15 protein-coding genes are annotated in these 15,192 nt (G+C 74.5%); 6 read left to right on the top strand and 9 right to left on the bottom strand.

The genetic code is table 11. From position 1 onward, the window contains the following. Positions 1 to 32 precede the first annotated feature (32 nt). Positions 33 to 320, top strand: a complete 288-nt coding sequence (locus FHX36_RS16715) for a hypothetical protein (protein WP_246405502.1) — start codon at positions 33 to 35, stop codon at positions 318 to 320. A 15-nt stretch (positions 321 to 335) separates the two neighbouring features. Here the strand turns inward: FHX36_RS16715 and FHX36_RS16710 are convergent, their stop codons facing one another. Then, the gene (locus FHX36_RS16710; RefSeq protein WP_110553359.1) at positions 336 to 707 is read right to left on the bottom strand and encodes a type II toxin-antitoxin system death-on-curing family toxin; all 372 of its coding nucleotides are present in this window, start codon (positions 705 to 707) and stop codon (positions 336 to 338) included. Beyond that, positions 695 to 901, bottom strand: a complete 207-nt coding sequence (locus tag FHX36_RS16705) for a ribbon-helix-helix protein, CopG family (RefSeq protein WP_110553358.1) — start codon at positions 899 to 901, stop codon at positions 695 to 697. The genes FHX36_RS16710 and FHX36_RS16705 overlap by 13 nt, the downstream gene beginning before the upstream one ends. 186 nt (positions 902 to 1,087) lie before the next feature. Between FHX36_RS16705 and FHX36_RS16700 the strand changes: the two genes are divergently transcribed. Both FHX36_RS16700 and FHX36_RS16695 read left to right on the top strand, forming a co-directional pair. Beyond that, a complete protein-coding gene (locus FHX36_RS16700) occupies positions 1,088 to 2,299 on the top strand; it encodes a hypothetical protein (RefSeq protein WP_183513915.1) in 1,212 nt (403 codons plus the stop codon). A 144-nt stretch (positions 2,300 to 2,443) separates the two neighbouring features. After that, the gene (locus FHX36_RS16695; RefSeq protein ID WP_146251571.1) at positions 2,444 to 5,077 is read left to right on the top strand and encodes a beta strand repeat-containing protein; all 2,634 of its coding nucleotides are present in this window, start codon (positions 2,444 to 2,446) and stop codon (positions 5,075 to 5,077) included. Positions 5,078 to 5,291: 214 nt separating this feature from the next. On the opposite strand, the gene FHX36_RS16690 is transcribed toward FHX36_RS16695, so the two are convergent. The 7 genes from FHX36_RS16690 to FHX36_RS16660 all read right to left on the bottom strand — a co-directional run bounded on the left by FHX36_RS16690 (position 5,292) and on the right by FHX36_RS16660 (position 12,836). Next, positions 5,292 to 6,680 carry a metallopeptidase TldD-related protein gene (locus FHX36_RS16690; protein ID WP_110551909.1) on the bottom strand — a complete coding sequence of 463 codons (1,389 nt, stop codon included), beginning with the start codon at positions 6,678 to 6,680 and terminating at the stop codon, positions 5,292 to 5,294. Further along, positions 6,677 to 8,191 carry a TldD/PmbA family protein gene (locus FHX36_RS16685; protein ID WP_110551908.1) on the bottom strand — a complete coding sequence of 505 codons (1,515 nt, stop codon included), beginning with the start codon at positions 8,189 to 8,191 and terminating at the stop codon, positions 6,677 to 6,679. The genes FHX36_RS16690 and FHX36_RS16685 overlap by 4 nt, the downstream gene beginning before the upstream one ends. Before the next feature lie 100 nt (positions 8,192 to 8,291). Further along, positions 8,292 to 10,160: a cation:proton antiporter domain-containing protein gene (locus tag FHX36_RS16680; protein ID WP_110551907.1), complete on the bottom strand. Its 1,869-nt coding sequence runs from the start codon at positions 10,158 to 10,160 to the stop codon at positions 8,292 to 8,294. Between the two features lie 28 nt (positions 10,161 to 10,188). Further along, a complete protein-coding gene (locus FHX36_RS16675; RefSeq protein ID WP_110551906.1) occupies positions 10,189 to 10,527 on the bottom strand; it encodes a UBP-type zinc finger domain-containing protein in 339 nt (112 codons plus the stop codon). 105 nt (positions 10,528 to 10,632) lie between these two features. Then, complete coding sequence (locus FHX36_RS16670) at positions 10,633 to 11,382, bottom strand: SDR family NAD(P)-dependent oxidoreductase (RefSeq protein ID WP_110551905.1); 750 nt, start codon at positions 11,380 to 11,382, stop codon at positions 10,633 to 10,635. Positions 11,383 to 11,511: 129 nt separating this feature from the next. Then, positions 11,512 to 11,856, bottom strand: coding sequence for a nuclear transport factor 2 family protein (locus FHX36_RS16665; protein WP_220035910.1), 345 nt, complete (start codon positions 11,854 to 11,856; stop codon positions 11,512 to 11,514). 14 nt (positions 11,857 to 11,870) lie between these two features. Continuing rightward, positions 11,871 to 12,836, bottom strand: coding sequence for an alpha/beta hydrolase (locus FHX36_RS16660; RefSeq protein ID WP_110551903.1), 966 nt, complete (start codon positions 12,834 to 12,836; stop codon positions 11,871 to 11,873). Positions 12,837 to 12,917: 81 nt separating this feature from the next. Between FHX36_RS16660 and FHX36_RS16655 the strand changes: the two genes are divergently transcribed. From FHX36_RS16655 to FHX36_RS16645, 3 genes are all read left to right on the top strand, one after another. Then, positions 12,918 to 13,445 carry a MarR family winged helix-turn-helix transcriptional regulator gene (locus tag FHX36_RS16655; protein WP_110551902.1) on the top strand — a complete coding sequence of 176 codons (528 nt, stop codon included), beginning with the start codon at positions 12,918 to 12,920 and terminating at the stop codon, positions 13,443 to 13,445. A gap of 15 nt (positions 13,446 to 13,460) precedes the next feature. Then, positions 13,461 to 14,291 (top strand): MBL fold metallo-hydrolase, encoded by an 831-nt coding sequence (locus tag FHX36_RS16650; RefSeq protein WP_110551901.1) that lies wholly within the window; start codon positions 13,461 to 13,463, stop codon positions 14,289 to 14,291. Between the two features lie 120 nt (positions 14,292 to 14,411). After that, entirely contained in the window at positions 14,412 to 14,891 is a 480-nt protein-coding gene (locus FHX36_RS16645) for a hypothetical protein (RefSeq protein ID WP_110551900.1), read from the top strand. Positions 14,892 to 15,192 lie beyond the last annotated feature (301 nt).

Genomic DNA, 15,192 nt, shown 5'->3' with positions numbered 1-15,192 from the left:
TCGCCGGGCGGGGTACCGGACCCCTCATGTCCATGAGCGCACCGTTCGACCCGGTCCAGCCCACCCAGGACGACGGCATCCCCGCCGCCGACGCCGGCACCGGCGCCCCGCCGCCCGCCGAGGGGTTCGGCGTCGGCGGGGAGGAGCCGGACCGCCCCGAGGAGACCGGGGAGGGCTCCGGCGGGGCACCGGACGCCGACCCCCCGTTCCGCACCCCGGACCCGACCCAGGTGGGCCCGGAGCCGACCGGCGACCCGGTCGACCCGGCGATCGCCACCTCGACCCCCGACCCGGGGCAGACCGGCCGCGACCAGCGCTGACGCCCCCGCGGGGGCTCAGCCGAGGCCGTGCTCCAGCGCGAGGGCGATCTCGTGCACCGACTCGAGCCGGCCGGTGACGATCGCGGTCACGACCGCCACCGCGTCGGCGTCGGACAGCGTCAGCTGCTCGTCGTGCTGGGCGAGGAAGACCAGCGTGGTGGCGAGGGCGAACGGCCGGTTGCCCTCGCGCAGCGGCGCGGTGGTCACCAGGGAGTGCAGCAGCGCGGCCGCCTTCTCCCGGACCGTCGGGTAGACCTCCTGGCCGAAGACGCACGCCTCGACCCTGGCCAGCGCGGCGGCGAGCAGCCCCGGGTCCCGGACGCTCACGTCGTCCCCCACCGAGCGGCGGGCGACGTGGACCAGGTCCTCCGGCGTCAGTCCCGCCATCGCCCGAGCTGCTCGAGGGCCCCCGCGTACCGGGTGAGCTGCCAGTCGAGCAGGACGTCGAGCGGCGCCGACGGGTCGTGCGCGTCCATGTACTCGTCCAGCGCGCGCTTGGCCACCTCCTGCATGGAGCGGTGCTCGGCCCGGGCACGCCGGCGCAGGGCCTCGGTCTCGCTCGCCGTCAGGCGCAGCGTCATTGCCATCTGCCCAACCCCTCGGGTCGGTATCACGCTGATACCAAGAACACTTCGGTGCCGGCTCTGGTGACGCTCCGTGTTCCCACGAGCGCCGCCCGTTGAGCCGGAACCCCGACACGCCGCCATTCTGCCCCGGTTCTGGACCGGGTGTGGCCTGGGACACAAGACGTTCCTAGCTTTCGCTCCGTGTTCACCGCCGGTCACGTCGAGGGCGGCCAGCCGCCTGCGGCAGGCCGTCAGCGGGTGAGCCGCGGGCTCCGGACGGTGCTCCTCGGGGTCGGCGTCTACGCCGGTCTGCTGATCACCGCGGACGTCGCCCGGGCAGAGGACGCGCCGGCCGAACCGGTGGTCGCCGAGACCCTCCTCAGCGAGGTGACGGCCGTCGTCGAACCCGTGGTCGAGCCCGTCGTGGAAGCCGTCGTGGAAGCCGTCGTGGACCCCGTGGGGGAACCCGTCGTCGAGGCGGTCACGACGGCCGTCGACGACGTCACCGAGCCGCCTCCGCCGGCGGAGCCACCGGCCCAGGAGCCGACGCCGGAACCGCCCGCCACCACACCGGAGCCGGCGACCGAGGGCTCTGCAGGGGCGAGCGGCGGGACCAGCGGGGGGACGACGGGCGGCTCCGGCAGCACCTCCGGCGGGACCACGGGCACGGGCACCGGCGGCGCCACGACGGGCACCGGCACCCCCGCTCCCGGCAGCGACCCGGCTCCCCCGACCGGCGGCACCGAGGACCCCGACGGCACCGACGCCGAGGGCACCGACGGTCCCGGGACCACCACCGGCTCCACGCCGGCGACCACCTCGACGACCACCTCGACGACCACGCCGTCCGCGAACGACGCCGCGAGCGCGGCCGAGGCAGCGGCGACCGGCACGGCGACCGCGTCCGCCGCGACGCCCGCCCTCACCGCCGGCACCCAGATCGGCCCGGCGAGCACCGACTCCGCCACGCTCGCCCCGGCACTCCAGGCGTGCGGCGCGCTCCAGGTCCTCGACCGGGTCGACGCCGGCGACGACCGGTCGGGCACCGCCTCCCGCGGCCACGGCGCCCGCGGCACCGCCCAGCGGGCCGCCCCGGCGGCCGTCGGCGACCCGGTCGCCCTCGCCGCCACCTCGGGCGCGGCCGACGCCGCCGGTGCACCCGGCACGTCCCCCGCGCCGACCTTCCCCGGCTTCCCCGGCTTCCCGGCCCCCGTCCAGCCGCTGACGGTGGTCGTGCCCGTCGGCTCCTGCGGCATCAGCTTCGGCACGGCGTCCGGCTCCGCCGGCTCCCCCGCTGCCGTCCTCTGCGCCGACCTCCGGGTCGACGCGGCACCGACGTCCGAGGCGCTGCTGCGCCCGGGCGCTGAGCTCGTCGTGAGCACGACGAGCGACCCGGGTTCCCGACCCGACTGATCCGGCCGCTCGCGGTCCGTCGCAGCCCCTGGTGTGCCACGGGGGGCACACCGAGCAGCGCGGCCGCCCCGCAGGTCAGTCAGTCCATCTCTCCCAGCGCGATGACGCGCACAGCAGACAGGGAACCCAGTGATGAGAAGTTCTGTGAGGAACGGACTCGCCATCGTGGCGATGTCCGGGGGCATGTGGCTCCTGGGGCAGACGGCGGCCAACGCCGACACCACCCAGGCGGCTCCCGCGGTGAGCGCAGCAGGCAGTGAGGTCACCTCCGACGACGCGACGGCGACCAGCACCAACACCTCCACCGGCACCGGCGGCGACACCACCACCACCGGCGGGTCGGCCGGCAACGGCGTCGTCGCCGGCGGCAGCGGCGGCACCGTCGAGCAGGGCGGCAACACCGGCGGCAACACGACGACGGCCTCCTCGGGCAGCGTGCTCGGCGACTCGTCGGCCTCCGCGGACACGACGACCGGGAACGTCAGCAACACCGGCAGCGCCAACGGCGGCAGCGTGACCGGCAGCGCCAACCCCACCGGTGGCAACGCCTCCGGCGGCGACAGCACCGGCACCGGCGGGAACATCACCTCCAACACCGGCGCCAACTCGGGCAACGCCACCGACACCTCCAGCAGCTCGGGCTCCAGCTCCGGCAGCGCCCCCTCGGTGTCCTACGCCGGCAGCGCGGTCGAGTCCGGCGAGGCGACGGCGACCAGCACCAACACCTCCACCGGCACCGGCGGCGACACCACCACCACCGGCGGGTCGGCCGGCAACGGCGTCGTCGCCGGCGGCAGCGGCGGCACCGTCGAGCAGGGCGGCAACACCGGCCACAACGAGACCAGCAGCGGCTCGGGCAGCCTGCTCGGCGACTCGTCCGCCACCGCGACCACCTCGACCGGGAACGTCAGCAACACCGGCAGCGTCAACGGCGGCAGCGTGATCGACAGCGCCAACCCCACCGGCGGCAACGCCACCGGCGGCGACAGCACCGGCACCGGCGGGAACATCACCTCCAACACCGGCGCCAACTCCGGCAACCACGTGACCACGACCAGCGGCTCGGGCTCCGGCTCGGGCTCCGGCCCGTCGGTCTCCTACGCCGGCTCCGACGTCACCAGCGGGGACGCGGACGCCGACAGCGACAACACCTCCACCGGCGCCGGCGGCGACACCACCACCACCGGGGGCTCGGCCGGCAACGGCGCCGTGCTCGGCGGCAACGGCGGCACCGTCGAGCAGGGCGGCAACACCGGTGGCAACGAGACCGGCAGCGGCTCGGGCAGCGTGCTCGGCGACGCCGACGGCGACGCGACCACCGACACCGGCGACGTCACCAACGACGGCAGCGCCAACGGCGGCAACGTGATCGACAGCGGCAACCCCACCGGCGGCAACGCCACCGGCGGCAACAGCACCGGCACCGGCGGCACCATCGGCTCCAACACCGGCGCCAACTCCGGCAACCGGGTCGGCACGACCTCCGGCTCCGGCTCGGGCTCGGGTGTCGCCGAGAGCGAGACCGAGTCCGGTGACGCGGACGCGGACAGCGACAACACCTCCACCGGCACCGGCGGCAACACCACCACCACCGGGGGCTCCGCCGGCAACGGCATCGTCGCCGGCGGCAACGGCGGCACCGTCGAGCAGGGCGGCAACACCGGTGGCAACGTCACCTACGTCTTCTGCTTCTCGGTCAAGGGCGACGTGAACTGCTCGGCCACCACCACCACCGGCAACGTCACCAACACCGGCAGCGCCAACGGCGGCAACGTGGTCGACAGCGGCAACCCCACCGGCGGCAACGCCACCGGCGGCAACAGCACCGGCACGGGCGGCAACGTCGGCTCCAACACCGGCGCCAACTCCGGCAACCAGGTCGACACCAGCGTGGGCAGCCCCGCCTGGTGGAGCGCCGTCTACGCCGCGATCGCCTCCGGCAACGCCAACGCTGGCAGCAGCAACTCCAGCAGCGGCACCGGCGGCGACACCACCACCACCGGGGGCTCCGCCGGCAACAGTGCCGTCCTCGGCGGCAACGGCGGCACGATCAAGCAGGGCGGGAACACCGGCGGCAACGTCACCTACGTCTTCTGCTTCTCGGTCAAGGGCGACGTGAACTGCTCGGCCACCACCACCACCGGCAACGTCACCAACACCGGCAGCGCCAACGGCGGCAACGTGATCGACAGCGGCAACCCCACCGGCGGCAACGCCACCGGCGGCAACAGCACCGGCACCGGCGGCAACGTCGGCTCCAACACCGGCGCCAACTCCGGCAACGGCAGCAACACCGGTGGCCACCACGGCCAGACCCCCGGCGGGAACAACGGCGGGAACAACGGCGGGAACAACGGCGGGCACCACGGCGGGCACCACGGCCAGACCCCCGGCAGCGGCAACGGTGGGCACCACCACGGCGAGGACTGCACGAAGGCCGAGCACCCCGTCCAGCCGACCCACCCGGTGAAGCCGGCTGCCCCGGCTGCCCCGGCTGCCCCGGCCGGCACCGCTCCGGCGGCGCAGGCCCCGGTCGTCCACACCGTGGTCGTCGTGACCGCCCCGGCCTCGGCCCCCGTCCACGCGGCGGCGGTCTCCCCGGCCAGCAGCTACACCCCGGCCAGCCACCACAGCACCGTCGCCGCCTCCAGCGGTTCGCAGGAGCTGGCCTACACCGGTAGCGACGTCCGCGTCCCGGCCGCCCTCGGCCTGGTCGTCCTCGCTGCGGGGGCCGGCCTCATGGTCGCCGGTCGCCGCCGCGAGCTGCAGGAGGTCTGAGTCCCGGCTCGCCGTCGCCTGACCCGAGGCGGCGAGCCGTTCCACCGGAGGTCGTGCCGCCTGCCCCTCCCGGGGCAGGCGGCACGGCCGCGTCCCCACCCGGCGTCGTCAGCTCGCGATGCCGATCCGCGGCGTCAGCTCGCGACACCGCTCCGCGGCTTCCGCCCCCGGTCCGCTCCTCCCTCGCAGAGCTCGGTCGATGCTCCCGGGGGCGTCAGCTCGCGGGCGACACCGAGCTCATGTTGAAGTCCGGCACCCGCAGCATCGGCATCGCCGCGCGGGTGAACCAGTCGTTCCACTCCCGGGGCAGCGTCCGCTCCGTGCGGCTGGCCTGGGTGGCGCGGGCCAGCAGGTCGACCGGCGACTCGTTGAACCGGAAGTTGTTCACCGCACCGGTCACCTCGCCGCCCTCCACCAGGAAGACCCCGTCGCGGGTGAGCCCGGTGACCAGCAGGGTCTGCGGGTCGACCTCGCGGATGTACCAGAGCGTCGTGAGCAGCAGCCCGCGCTCGGTGCCGGCGATCATCTCGGCCGGGGACGCGGTGGCGTTCGGGTCCTCCAGCACCAGGTTGTCCACGGCGGCCGTCGCGGGCGCGGTCGTCTTCAGCGCCCAGGCCCGCGGCCGCACGAGGTTGGTCAGCACGCCGCCGGAGATCCAGTCGACCGCCGGTGTGGGCATCCCGTTGTCGAACACCGACGCGCTGCCCGAGGAGCCACCGACGACCTGGAACGGGGAGGTCTCCAGGCCGGGGGCGTTCGGGTCGCTGCGCAGGTCCAGCGGCAGGGCGGCCAGCCGGTCGCCGATCCGGTTGCCCCCGCCCTGCCGGGCGTAGACGCTGCGGCCCTCGTCGGCGTCCCGGGCCTCCATCGACCAGTAGGCGACGATCATCAGGTCGCTGACGGTGGACGGCGGGAGCAGCGTCTCGTAGCGCCCCGCCGGCAGCTCGATGCGCCGCTGCGACCAGGCCATCTTCTGCTGCACCTCGGCGGCGAGGTCGGCCACCGAGACGTCGGTGAAGTCGCGGGTGCCCACCCCGGCCCAGACGGAGCGGCCGAAGTCGGTGCTCTTGCCGTTCAGCTCGACCCGGCCGGTGGGCTGGTCGTGCCTCAGCCGCAGCCCGGTCGAGCTGCCCAGGTAGGTGGTGGCCAGCTGGTGCTCGGCGAACCCGAAGAGCAGCTCGTCGCGACCGCGGGCGGCCTGGAACGCCTCTCCGAGGGCCGGCGCGAAGTCGGCGAAGACGCCGATCGAGGTCTCGGCGGCCTCGGCGTCCCAGTTCCCCGAGCCGGCCGGCGCCTCGCTGATCAGCGGCACGGCGTCCTCGGCCGGGCCGGCGTCACGAGCGGCCTGCTCGCTCCTGGCCACCAGCTCGGCGATGTCGGGGGAGCCGGTGCGCGCCACCGTGCCGGTGGCCATGCCCGCGCCGCCGTCGACGAAGGAGATGACGACGACCTGCCGGGACCGCATCGCCCCGTTGGTGGTCAGGCTGTTGCTGGCCCAGCGGAGGTTGGCCTCCGAGCTCTCGGTGACGTAGGTGATCTGGCCGTCGACCGTCGAGGCGGCCAGCGCCCGCTCGACCAGTTCCTGCGGGGTCACGGTGCTCACCGCCCGCCCTCCTGCTTCGTGTTGAGGATGTTCGTCTGCTCGAACAGCGCCGTCGGGCAGCCGTGGCTGACCGGCGCGACCTGCCCGGGCTGGGCCTTGCCGCAGTTGAAGGCACCGCCCAGCACGTAGGTCTGCGGGCCGCCGACCGCGGTCATCGAGCCCCAGAAGTCCGTCGTCGTCGCCTGGTAGGCCACGTCGCGGAGCTGCCCGGCGAGCCGCCCGTTCTCGATCTTGTAGAAGCGCTGACCGGTGAACTGGAAGTTGTAGCGCTGCATGTCGATCGACCAGCTGTTGTCGCCGAGCACGTAGATGCCGCGCTCGACCCCGCCGATGATCTCCTCGGTCGAGGGCCCGTCGGGCGCCGGCCGGAGCGAGACGTTCGCCATCCGCTGCACCGGCACGTGCGCGGCGGAGTCGGCGAAGGCGCAGCCGTTGGAGCGCTCCATCCCGCGCAGACGGGCCATGTTCCGGTCGACCTGGTAGCCGACCAGCACGCCGTCCCGGATCAGGTCCCACTGCTGGCCGGCCACGCCCTCGTCGTCCCAGCCGACGGTCGACAGCCCGTGCTCGGCGGTGCGGTCGCCGGTGACGTTCATCAGCGGCGAGCCGTACTGCAGGGTGCCCAGCTTGTCGACGGTGGCGAACGAGGTGCCGGCGTAGGCGGCCTCGTAGCCGAGCGCGCGGTCGAGCTCGGTGGCGTGGCCGATCGACTCGTGGATGGTCAGCCACAGGTTCGACGGGTCGACGACCAGGTCGTAGCGGCCGGGGTCGACCGAGGGTGCCTTGACCTTCTCCCGCAGCAGCTCCGGGATCTCCGCGAGCTCACCTCGCCAGTCCCAGCCGTCGCCGGCCACGAACTCCCAGCCGCGGCCCACCGGCGGGGCCAGCGTGCGCATCGACTCGAAGGTGCCGGTGGCCCGGTCGACGGTGAGCGCGGTGAACTCCGGGTGCACCCGGACCCGCTGCTGGCGGGTGCGGGTGCCGGCCGTGTCGGCGTAGAACTTCTGCTCCTTGACCTGCATGACGCTGCTGCTCACGTGCTCCACGCCGTCGGCGGCCAGCAGCCGCTCGGACAGCTCGGTGAGCAGCGCGGTCTTCTCGGCGTCCGGGACGGCGAACGGGTCGACCTCGTAGGCCGAGACCCACTCCCCGTCGGGGTACGTCGGCTCGGGGGCCAGCTCGACCCGGTCGGTGTTCATCGCCGCGGAGACCTGCGCGACGGCGACGGCCTCCTCGGCGAGCCGGACCGCCTCGGCCGCGGTGAGCACCACGCCGGCGGCGAAGCCCCAGGTGCCCTCGTGCACGACGCGGACGGCGAGCCCCAGGTCCTCCCCGTCGCCGAGCGCCTCGAGCCGGGCGTCGCGCAGCCGGATGGACTGGGTGCGGATCCGCTCGACCCGCAGGTCGGCGTGCTCGCAGCCGAGGTCGACCGCCCGGGTCAGCGCGGCCTCGGCGAGCGCGGACAGCGGGAGGGCGAGGAAGGACTCGTCGACGGAACGGGTCTGTGCCACGGGTCGTGTCTACCAGCCGCCCCCGACGCCCCGCGATCGCGCCGAGGAGCACCCGTCCCGGGCCGGACAGGTGCTCCAGGGCGCGATCGTGGGGTGGGGCCTAGCCGAGCTCGCTGTCGATCCAGCACCAGCGCCACGCCTCGTCCGGCTCGGCGCTGACGACGACCGGGTGCCCCTCGGCGCCGAAGTGCGCGCGGGAGTGCCGCCGGGGCGAGGAGTCGCAGCAGCCCACGTGCCCGCAGGTCATGCAGGTGCGCAGGTGCACCCACGTCGTCCCCTCGCGCAGGCAGTCCTCGCACGCCGACTCCGGGTGCGCGACGCCCACCGGCGCCAGCCGCAGGTGCGCGCAGTGCTCGTCGCTGGGCCGGGGGGCCAGCGGGCGCTCGCGGTCCAGCGACTCCAGCTCCTCGTGCCGGTCGAGCAGCGACTCCTCGACGTCGATGGCGTTGAGCGCGGCCTCCAGCACCTCGGCCGGGGCGGTGCCGGCGTCGCGGGCGCGCACCACGACGTCCCGCTCGGCGTCGAGCATCGCCATCCGCAGCCGGGCGTAGATGCTGGAGGGCGTCTGCTGGTCGGCCAACGGACGGCCCAGCCGCTCCCACGTCGCGTGCGACCGCGCGATCGACCGGTCGCGCAGCCGGTCGACGACGCCCTCGGGCTCCTCGCCGGTGGTCAGCTCGGCGAGCCGCTGGAGGCCCGCGGCGTTGGCGGCGTCGCCGATCACCGCGGCCTGCAGCGCGTCCTCGGCCGGGTCGGGGGCCGGCAGGCCGACCTTGCGCACCAGCCACGGCAGGGTCGAGCCCTGCACCAGCAGGCTGCCGACGACGACGGTGAACGCCGCCAGCAGCAGCACCTCGCGGTCGGGCAGGTCCTCGGGCAGCACCTGGGCCGCGGCCAGCGTGACCACCCCGCGCATGCCCGCCCAGGAGACCAGCCCGGCGACCCCGGGGCTCCACGCCAGTCGGCGCATGCCCGGCGTCCCGACCGTGAGCAGCCCGGCGAGGCCGAACACGAAGACGAAGCGCGCCACGATCGTGGTGACCAGCACCCCGGCGCAGACCAGGGCGACCCGGCCGGCGCCGAGACCGCTGTCGGCGGCGCCGGACAGCAGCCCGGGCAGCTGCATGCCGATGAGCAGGAAGACGCCGTTCTCCAGCACGAACGCGACCGTGCGCCAGGTGATCGCCTCGGTCACCCGCGCGGTCGCCGTCTGCACCTTCGGGGACACGTGGGCCAGCGCCAGCCCGGTGACGACGGTGGACAGCACGCCCGAGGCGTGCACCTCCTCCGCGGCCAGGAAGGCCAGGTAGGGGGCGACGAAGGAGACCAGGGTGTCCAGCACCGGGTCCTGCACCCGGGCCCGGACGACGGCGAGCACCGCGGCGACCACCCCGCCGACGAGCACCGCGCCCACCACCGCCCAGGCGAAGTCGCCGGCGACCTCGAACGGCGAGGGCTCGGTGGTCAGCGCCGAGACCGCCACGCTCAGCGCGATCAGCGCTGCGGCGTCGTTGACCAGGCTCTCGTGCTCGAGCAGGGTGGCCACCCGCCGGGGCAGCCCCAGCCGCCGTCCGAGGGCCGAGGCGGCGATGGCGTCCGGGGGTGCGACCACCGCGCCCAGCGCCACCGCGGCCGCGAAGGCCACGCCGGGCAGCAGCAACCAGGTGACCCAGCCGACGACCAGGGCGGTGAAGAAGATCAGCACCACCGACATCGCGACGATGCTGGCCTTGTTGTGCCGGAAGTCGAACAGCGACGTCCGCGCGGTGGTGGCGTAGAGCAGCGGCGGCAGCAGGGCGAACAGGACGACGTCCGGGTCCAGCTGCACCTCGGGCACGTACGGCAGGAAGGACGCGCCCGCCCCGACGACCACCAGCACGAGCGGGGTGGGCAGGCCGAACCGGTTGCACAGGCCGGCGACGACGCCGACCGCGATGACCAGGGCGACCAGTTCCGCGGTCAGTTCCACGGTCGGTCCTCCACGGTGCGACGTCCGGTCAGTGGAGGTGCTTCATCCAGTCGGCGGGCACCCGGCCCGCGGGACCGGGCACCGGCTGGGTGGCCGGGTGGGCGTGCGGGGCCGCGAGCTCGGGGCCCTCGGCGAACTCGCCCTCGACGTAGTCCCAGAACCAGCCCTCGCCGGGCTCGAAGCTCTGCACGACGCGGTGGCCGCTCGACGTCGCGTGGGCGGTGGCGTGCTGGTTCGGCGAGGAGTCGCAGCAGCCGACGTGCCCGCAGGCCGCGCAGCGGCGCAGGTGCAGCCACCAGCTGCCGCTCGCGTCGCACTCGACGCAGCCGGTGCCGCTCGGCGGGACGCTCGGGTCGATCTGGTCCATGGGTGCTCCTCGTGGGTCGGTGGCCGCCGTGAAGTCTGCGCCAGCGGGTGCGCCGGCGGGAAGCTCGTGCGCTGCGCACCCCCGCGCGCAGCGCACGGGCGCCGGTCAGACCTGGTCCTGGCCGCCGTCCAGCACCAGCTCGTTGCCGGTCATGAAGCTGCTCTGGTCCGAGGCCAGGAACAGCGCGCCGCCGGCGATCTCCTCCGGGCGGGCGACCCGCCGCAGCGGGATGCCCGCCGCCATGCCGTGCAGCATCTGCTGGGCGGCCTCGGCGTCGGGGGCCAGCCCCACCAGGCCGGGGGTCGCGGTGCTGCCGGGCACCAGGGTGTTCACCCGGATGCCCCGGTCGGCCAGCTCGACGGCCCAGGTCTTCGCGAACGAGTGCAGCGCGGCCTTGGAGGCGGCGTAGACACCGAAGGCCGGCGTGCCGTGCAGGGTGGCCGTCGAGCCCGCCAGCACGACCGACGCCCCGGCGTTGAGCAGCGGCAGCGCCTTCTGCACGGTGAACAGGGTGCCCCGGACGTTGCGGTCGAAGGTGCCGGTGTAGTGCTCGAGGGTGATCTCGCCGAGGGCGGCGAACTCACCGCCGCCGGCGTTGGCGAACAGCACGTCCAGCCCCCGCCCGGCCGCACCGACCACCTCGACCAGCCGGTCCAGGTCGGCCAGCTCGCCGACGTCGCCCTGCACGCCCACCGCCTCGTGGCCGATCGAGGCGACCGCCTCGTCCAGCGCGTCCTGGCGGCGGCCGGTCACGAAGACGTGCGCCCCCTCCGCGGCGAACCGCTGGGCCGCCGCCAGACCGATCCCGGACGTCGCTCCGGTGACCAGGGCCGTCTTGCCGTCGAGCTGTCCCATCGTCGTGCCTCTCTTGACCGGCGGCGCCCGGTGCACCGCTCGGTCGGAGAACAGCGTGACAAGTCACGTATTCCGTCGACACCACCGCGTCGGGGCGGGGACGCGCGCCGCCGTCCCCGCCCCGCGGTCTCACCGGTCGAGCACCGTCCAGAGCCGGGCGATCCGGCCGTCGACGACCTGCGCCACGTCCAGCCCGCCGAGCACCGGCGCGGCTCCCGGAGGCCCGAGCGACCACGGCCGCATGCCGAGGTCGCCCACCCCGCGGAACGGGCCGGCCGGGGTGAAGACGAAGCCCGGGCCCTGGGCCAGCAGGCCGGTCACCGTGGCCGCCAGCGCGTCCCGGCCGGTCACCGCCTGCTCGTCGTCGACGAAGACCACGTCCTCGCTGAACACCTCGGCGATCACCGCCGCCCGCCGCTGCGGGTCCGGCTCGTTGAAGACGCCGTCGAGCATCCGCTCCAGGAGCTCGGCCACCGTGGGCACGGCGGTCAGTCCGTGCCGAGCACGCCGCGCAGGAACGCGACGGCCTGGTTGACGGCGGCCTCGGCGGCGTAGGTGTGCCGCAGCGGGTTCAGCCCGACGAAGTCGTGCACGATCCCGCCGTAGCGCACCGCGGTGACCGGGACGCCGGCCGCGCGGAGCTTGGCCGCGTAGGCCTCGCCCTCGTCGCGCAGCACGTCGGCCTCGCCCACGATGACCAGCGCCTGGGGCAGGTCGGCGAGCTCGTCGAGCGAGGCGCGCAGCGGGGAGGCGGTGATCTCCGCGCGCTGGGCCGGGTCGGTCGTGTACTGGTCCCAGAACCACTGCATGCCGGCCCGCTCGAGGAAGTAGCCGGTGGCGAACTGGTGGTAGGAGCCGGTGTCGAACGAGGCGTCGGTGACCGGGTAGAAGAGCAGCTGGCCGGCGAAGGAGACCCCGCCCCGCTGCTTGGCCAGGATCGTGGTGACGGCGGCCATGTTCCCGCCCACCGAGTCCCCGGCGATGGCGATCCGACTGGTGTCCAGCCGCTCGTCGGCGCCGTTCATCGCGATCCAGTCGGCGACGGCGTACACCTGCTCGATCTGCGTCGGGTACTGGTGCTCGGGCGCCAGGTCGTAGTCGGGGAAGACGACGGCGGCCTGCGCCCCCACGGCGAGCTCGCGCACCAGCCGGTCGTGGGTCTGCGGGCCGCCGAAGACCCAGCCCAGGCCGTGCACGTACAGGACCACCGGGAGCACGCCGGTGGCACCGGCCGGGCGCACGATGCGCACCCGGACCGATCCCGTGGGGCCACCGTCGATGGTGAGGTCGGAGACGTCGGCGTCCAGCAGGACCGGCGGCGGGTCGGACTGCACGCCGTCGACGATCTTCCGGCCCTCCTCCGGGGAGAGCTGGTACAGGAAGGGCGGGGTGGAGTTCGCGTCGGCGAACGCCTGGGCGGTGGGCTCCAGCACGGGCTGCACGGGCTCGGTCACGGTGGTTCCTCTCGACTGTGTTCGACGGCGGCGACCCGGGCGTCGACACTGACCAGGCCGTCGGACAGGAAGTTACATGACATGTCACGTGATTCAGCGGGCGAACCGGTGCTGACCGGTGAGCAGCAGGAGACCTGGTTCGCCTACATGCGCGTGATGCTGCGGCTCGGCTACGAGATGAACCGGCAGCTGCAGACCGACAGCGACCTGTCCCTCCCGGACTACGACGTCCTCAACGCGCTGGCCGACTCCCCCGGCCACCGGCTGCAGCTCACCACGCTGGCCACCCGGCTCGCCTGGGAGCGCAGCCGGCTCAGCCACCACCTGCAGCGGATGGACGCCCGCGGGCTGGTCGAGCGCAGCCCGTCGGCGTCCGACCGGCGGGCGACCGACGCCGTCCTGACCGACGCCGGGCTCACCGCGCTGCGAGACGCGACGCCCGGCCACGCCGCCCTGGTCCGGCGGATGTTCTTCGACGGCCTGGACCCGGCGCTGCTCCCCGCGCTGCGCACCGCGCTGGAGCAGGTGCACGAGCAGGTGCTGGCCACCGGCACCCTGCCGCGGCCCGCCGAGCAGACCCGGCTGCCGGGGTTGCAGACCGGCAGCTGAGGGGTAGCCGCAGGCATGGCCGGCGACAGCCCCGACACCGCAGACGACGTCACGCTCACCTTCGGCGGCAACGCGACGACGTTGCTCCGCCTGGGGCCGTTCACCCTGCTGACCGACCCGAACTTCCTGCACCGCGGCCAGCGCGCCCACCTGGGCTACGGGTTGCGCAGCAAGCGGCTCACCGAACCGGCCCTGCAGCCGACCCAGCTGCCGGCCCTGGACGCCGTCCTGCTGTCGCACATGCACGGCGACCACTGGGACCGGATCGCCACCCGGTCGATGCCCAAGGACGTCCCGGTGGTGACGACGCCGGAGGCCGCCCGGTGCCTGGCCAAGCGGGGGTTCACCGGCACCGCCGACCTGCGGCCCTGGCAGACCCACGAGCTCACCAGCGGCACGTCGACGCTGCGGGTGACCAGCGTGCCCGGCGTCCACGGGCCCGGCCCGCTGGCCCGGCTGCTGCCCCAGGTGATGGGCAGCGTGCTGGAGCTGGTGCGCGGCGGCGTGGCCGGCAGCGAGGTGGTCTGGCGCGGGTTCATCAGCGGCGACACCCTGTTCCGGCCGGCCCTCGGCGAGGTGCTCGAGCGCTGCGGCCCGCTGGACGTGCTCATCCCGCACCTCGGCGGCACCCGCATCCCGCCCGGCATCCTGGTGACGATGGACGGCCGGCAGGGCGCGGACCTGGTCGAGCTGCTCAGGCCGCCGGTGACCGTGCCGGTGCACTACGACGACTACACCGTCTTCCGCAGCCCGCTCGGCGACTTCCTGGCCGAGGTGGCCAAGCGGCGCGCGCCCGGCGAGATCCGCACCGTCGGCCGGGGCCAGACCGTCTCGCTGCGCGCGTGATCATCCCCGGGGATGACCCGCTGAGCTGCGCAGATCGTCCCGCCGGGCGACGCCCGGGCAGGGCCCGCTGACCGATGCTCGTACCGCCACCGCCCGGTGGCCGGACGAGGGAGGACCAGCGTGGTCAGCACGAGGAAGGTCGTGGCCGGGACCGTGACGGCGGTGGCCGGGGTCGCCGCGGCCGCCGCGGCGGGGGTGGCGGTCACCATGCCGTCGGGGGTCGACGGCCCCGGCGCGATGCTGGCCGAGCTGCAGGGGCACACCGAGACCCGCGACTACCGCACCGCCGACGCCGCCCCCGCCGGGCTGGTGCCGGACTGGACCCGCGACGTGGGCTCCGCCGTCACCGTCGTCCGCCCCGGGGACGCCGCGGGCGACGACAGCGGCAGCGTCCGCGCCACGATGGAGCTGGTGCCCGGCACCACCCCGCCGGCCGACTGCACCGCGCTGCCCAGCGTGGGCATGCCGTTCGACGGCGGTGGCTCGTGGCCCGACCTGGGTGACACCGCCCAGCTGTGCGACGGGTGGGTCACCGTCGTGCTGGACGGCCAGCTCTACACCTGGACCGCCGACGACCTGCAGGCCGAGGCGGCCGGCTGAGCGGCTAGCGGCCGGCGAGCCGCATCGCCCGGGTCGGCACATCGCTCCTGTCACTAACCAACGGGAGACAACTTTCACCCCAGGAGCAGTCCAGGCGCCTCGTGACGGTCCGCACGTCTCATCGGCAGACCGAACTCACTGCCATCGCAACTGTCGCCTGTAACGGGCAAGCTTGAGAGGTGCCTCGACGTCTCAACGAAGCAATCCGCTCACTGGTGACCGCAGCATCCACGGTTCACCCCTCCCCTGCGCAGGAACCGTGGGTGTACGGCTGGTCGGTTCTGTCGTACCGTCGATCAGG

Source organism: Modestobacter versicolor (assembly GCF_014195485.1).
In the GTDB taxonomy this organism is placed as follows: domain Bacteria; phylum Actinomycetota; class Actinomycetes; order Mycobacteriales; family Geodermatophilaceae; genus Modestobacter; species Modestobacter versicolor.
The sequence above is the reverse complement of the archived record's forward strand: the minus strand, read 5'-3'. Positions and strand labels throughout refer to the sequence as shown.

Excerpts from the sequence above, each read along its gene's own strand:
- FHX36_RS16710 (WP_110553359.1), bottom strand. The coding sequence starts at position 707 with ATGGCGGGACTGACGCCGGAGGACCTGGTCCACGTCGCCCGCCGCTCG.
- FHX36_RS16715 (WP_246405502.1), top strand. The coding sequence starts at position 33 with ATGAGCGCACCGTTCGACCCGGTCCAGCCCACCCAGGACGACGGCATC.
- FHX36_RS16705 (WP_110553358.1), bottom strand. The coding sequence starts at position 901 with ATGACGCTGCGCCTGACGGCGAGCGAGACCGAGGCCCTGCGCCGGCGT.
- FHX36_RS16650 (WP_110551901.1), top strand. The coding sequence starts at position 13,461 with ATGGCCGGCGACAGCCCCGACACCGCAGACGACGTCACGCTCACCTTC.
- FHX36_RS16675 (WP_110551906.1), bottom strand. The coding sequence starts at position 10,527 with ATGGACCAGATCGACCCGAGCGTCCCGCCGAGCGGCACCGGCTGCGTC.
- FHX36_RS16670 (WP_110551905.1), bottom strand. The coding sequence starts at position 11,382 with ATGGGACAGCTCGACGGCAAGACGGCCCTGGTCACCGGAGCGACGTCC.
- FHX36_RS16655 (WP_110551902.1), top strand. The coding sequence starts at position 12,918 with ATGTCACGTGATTCAGCGGGCGAACCGGTGCTGACCGGTGAGCAGCAG.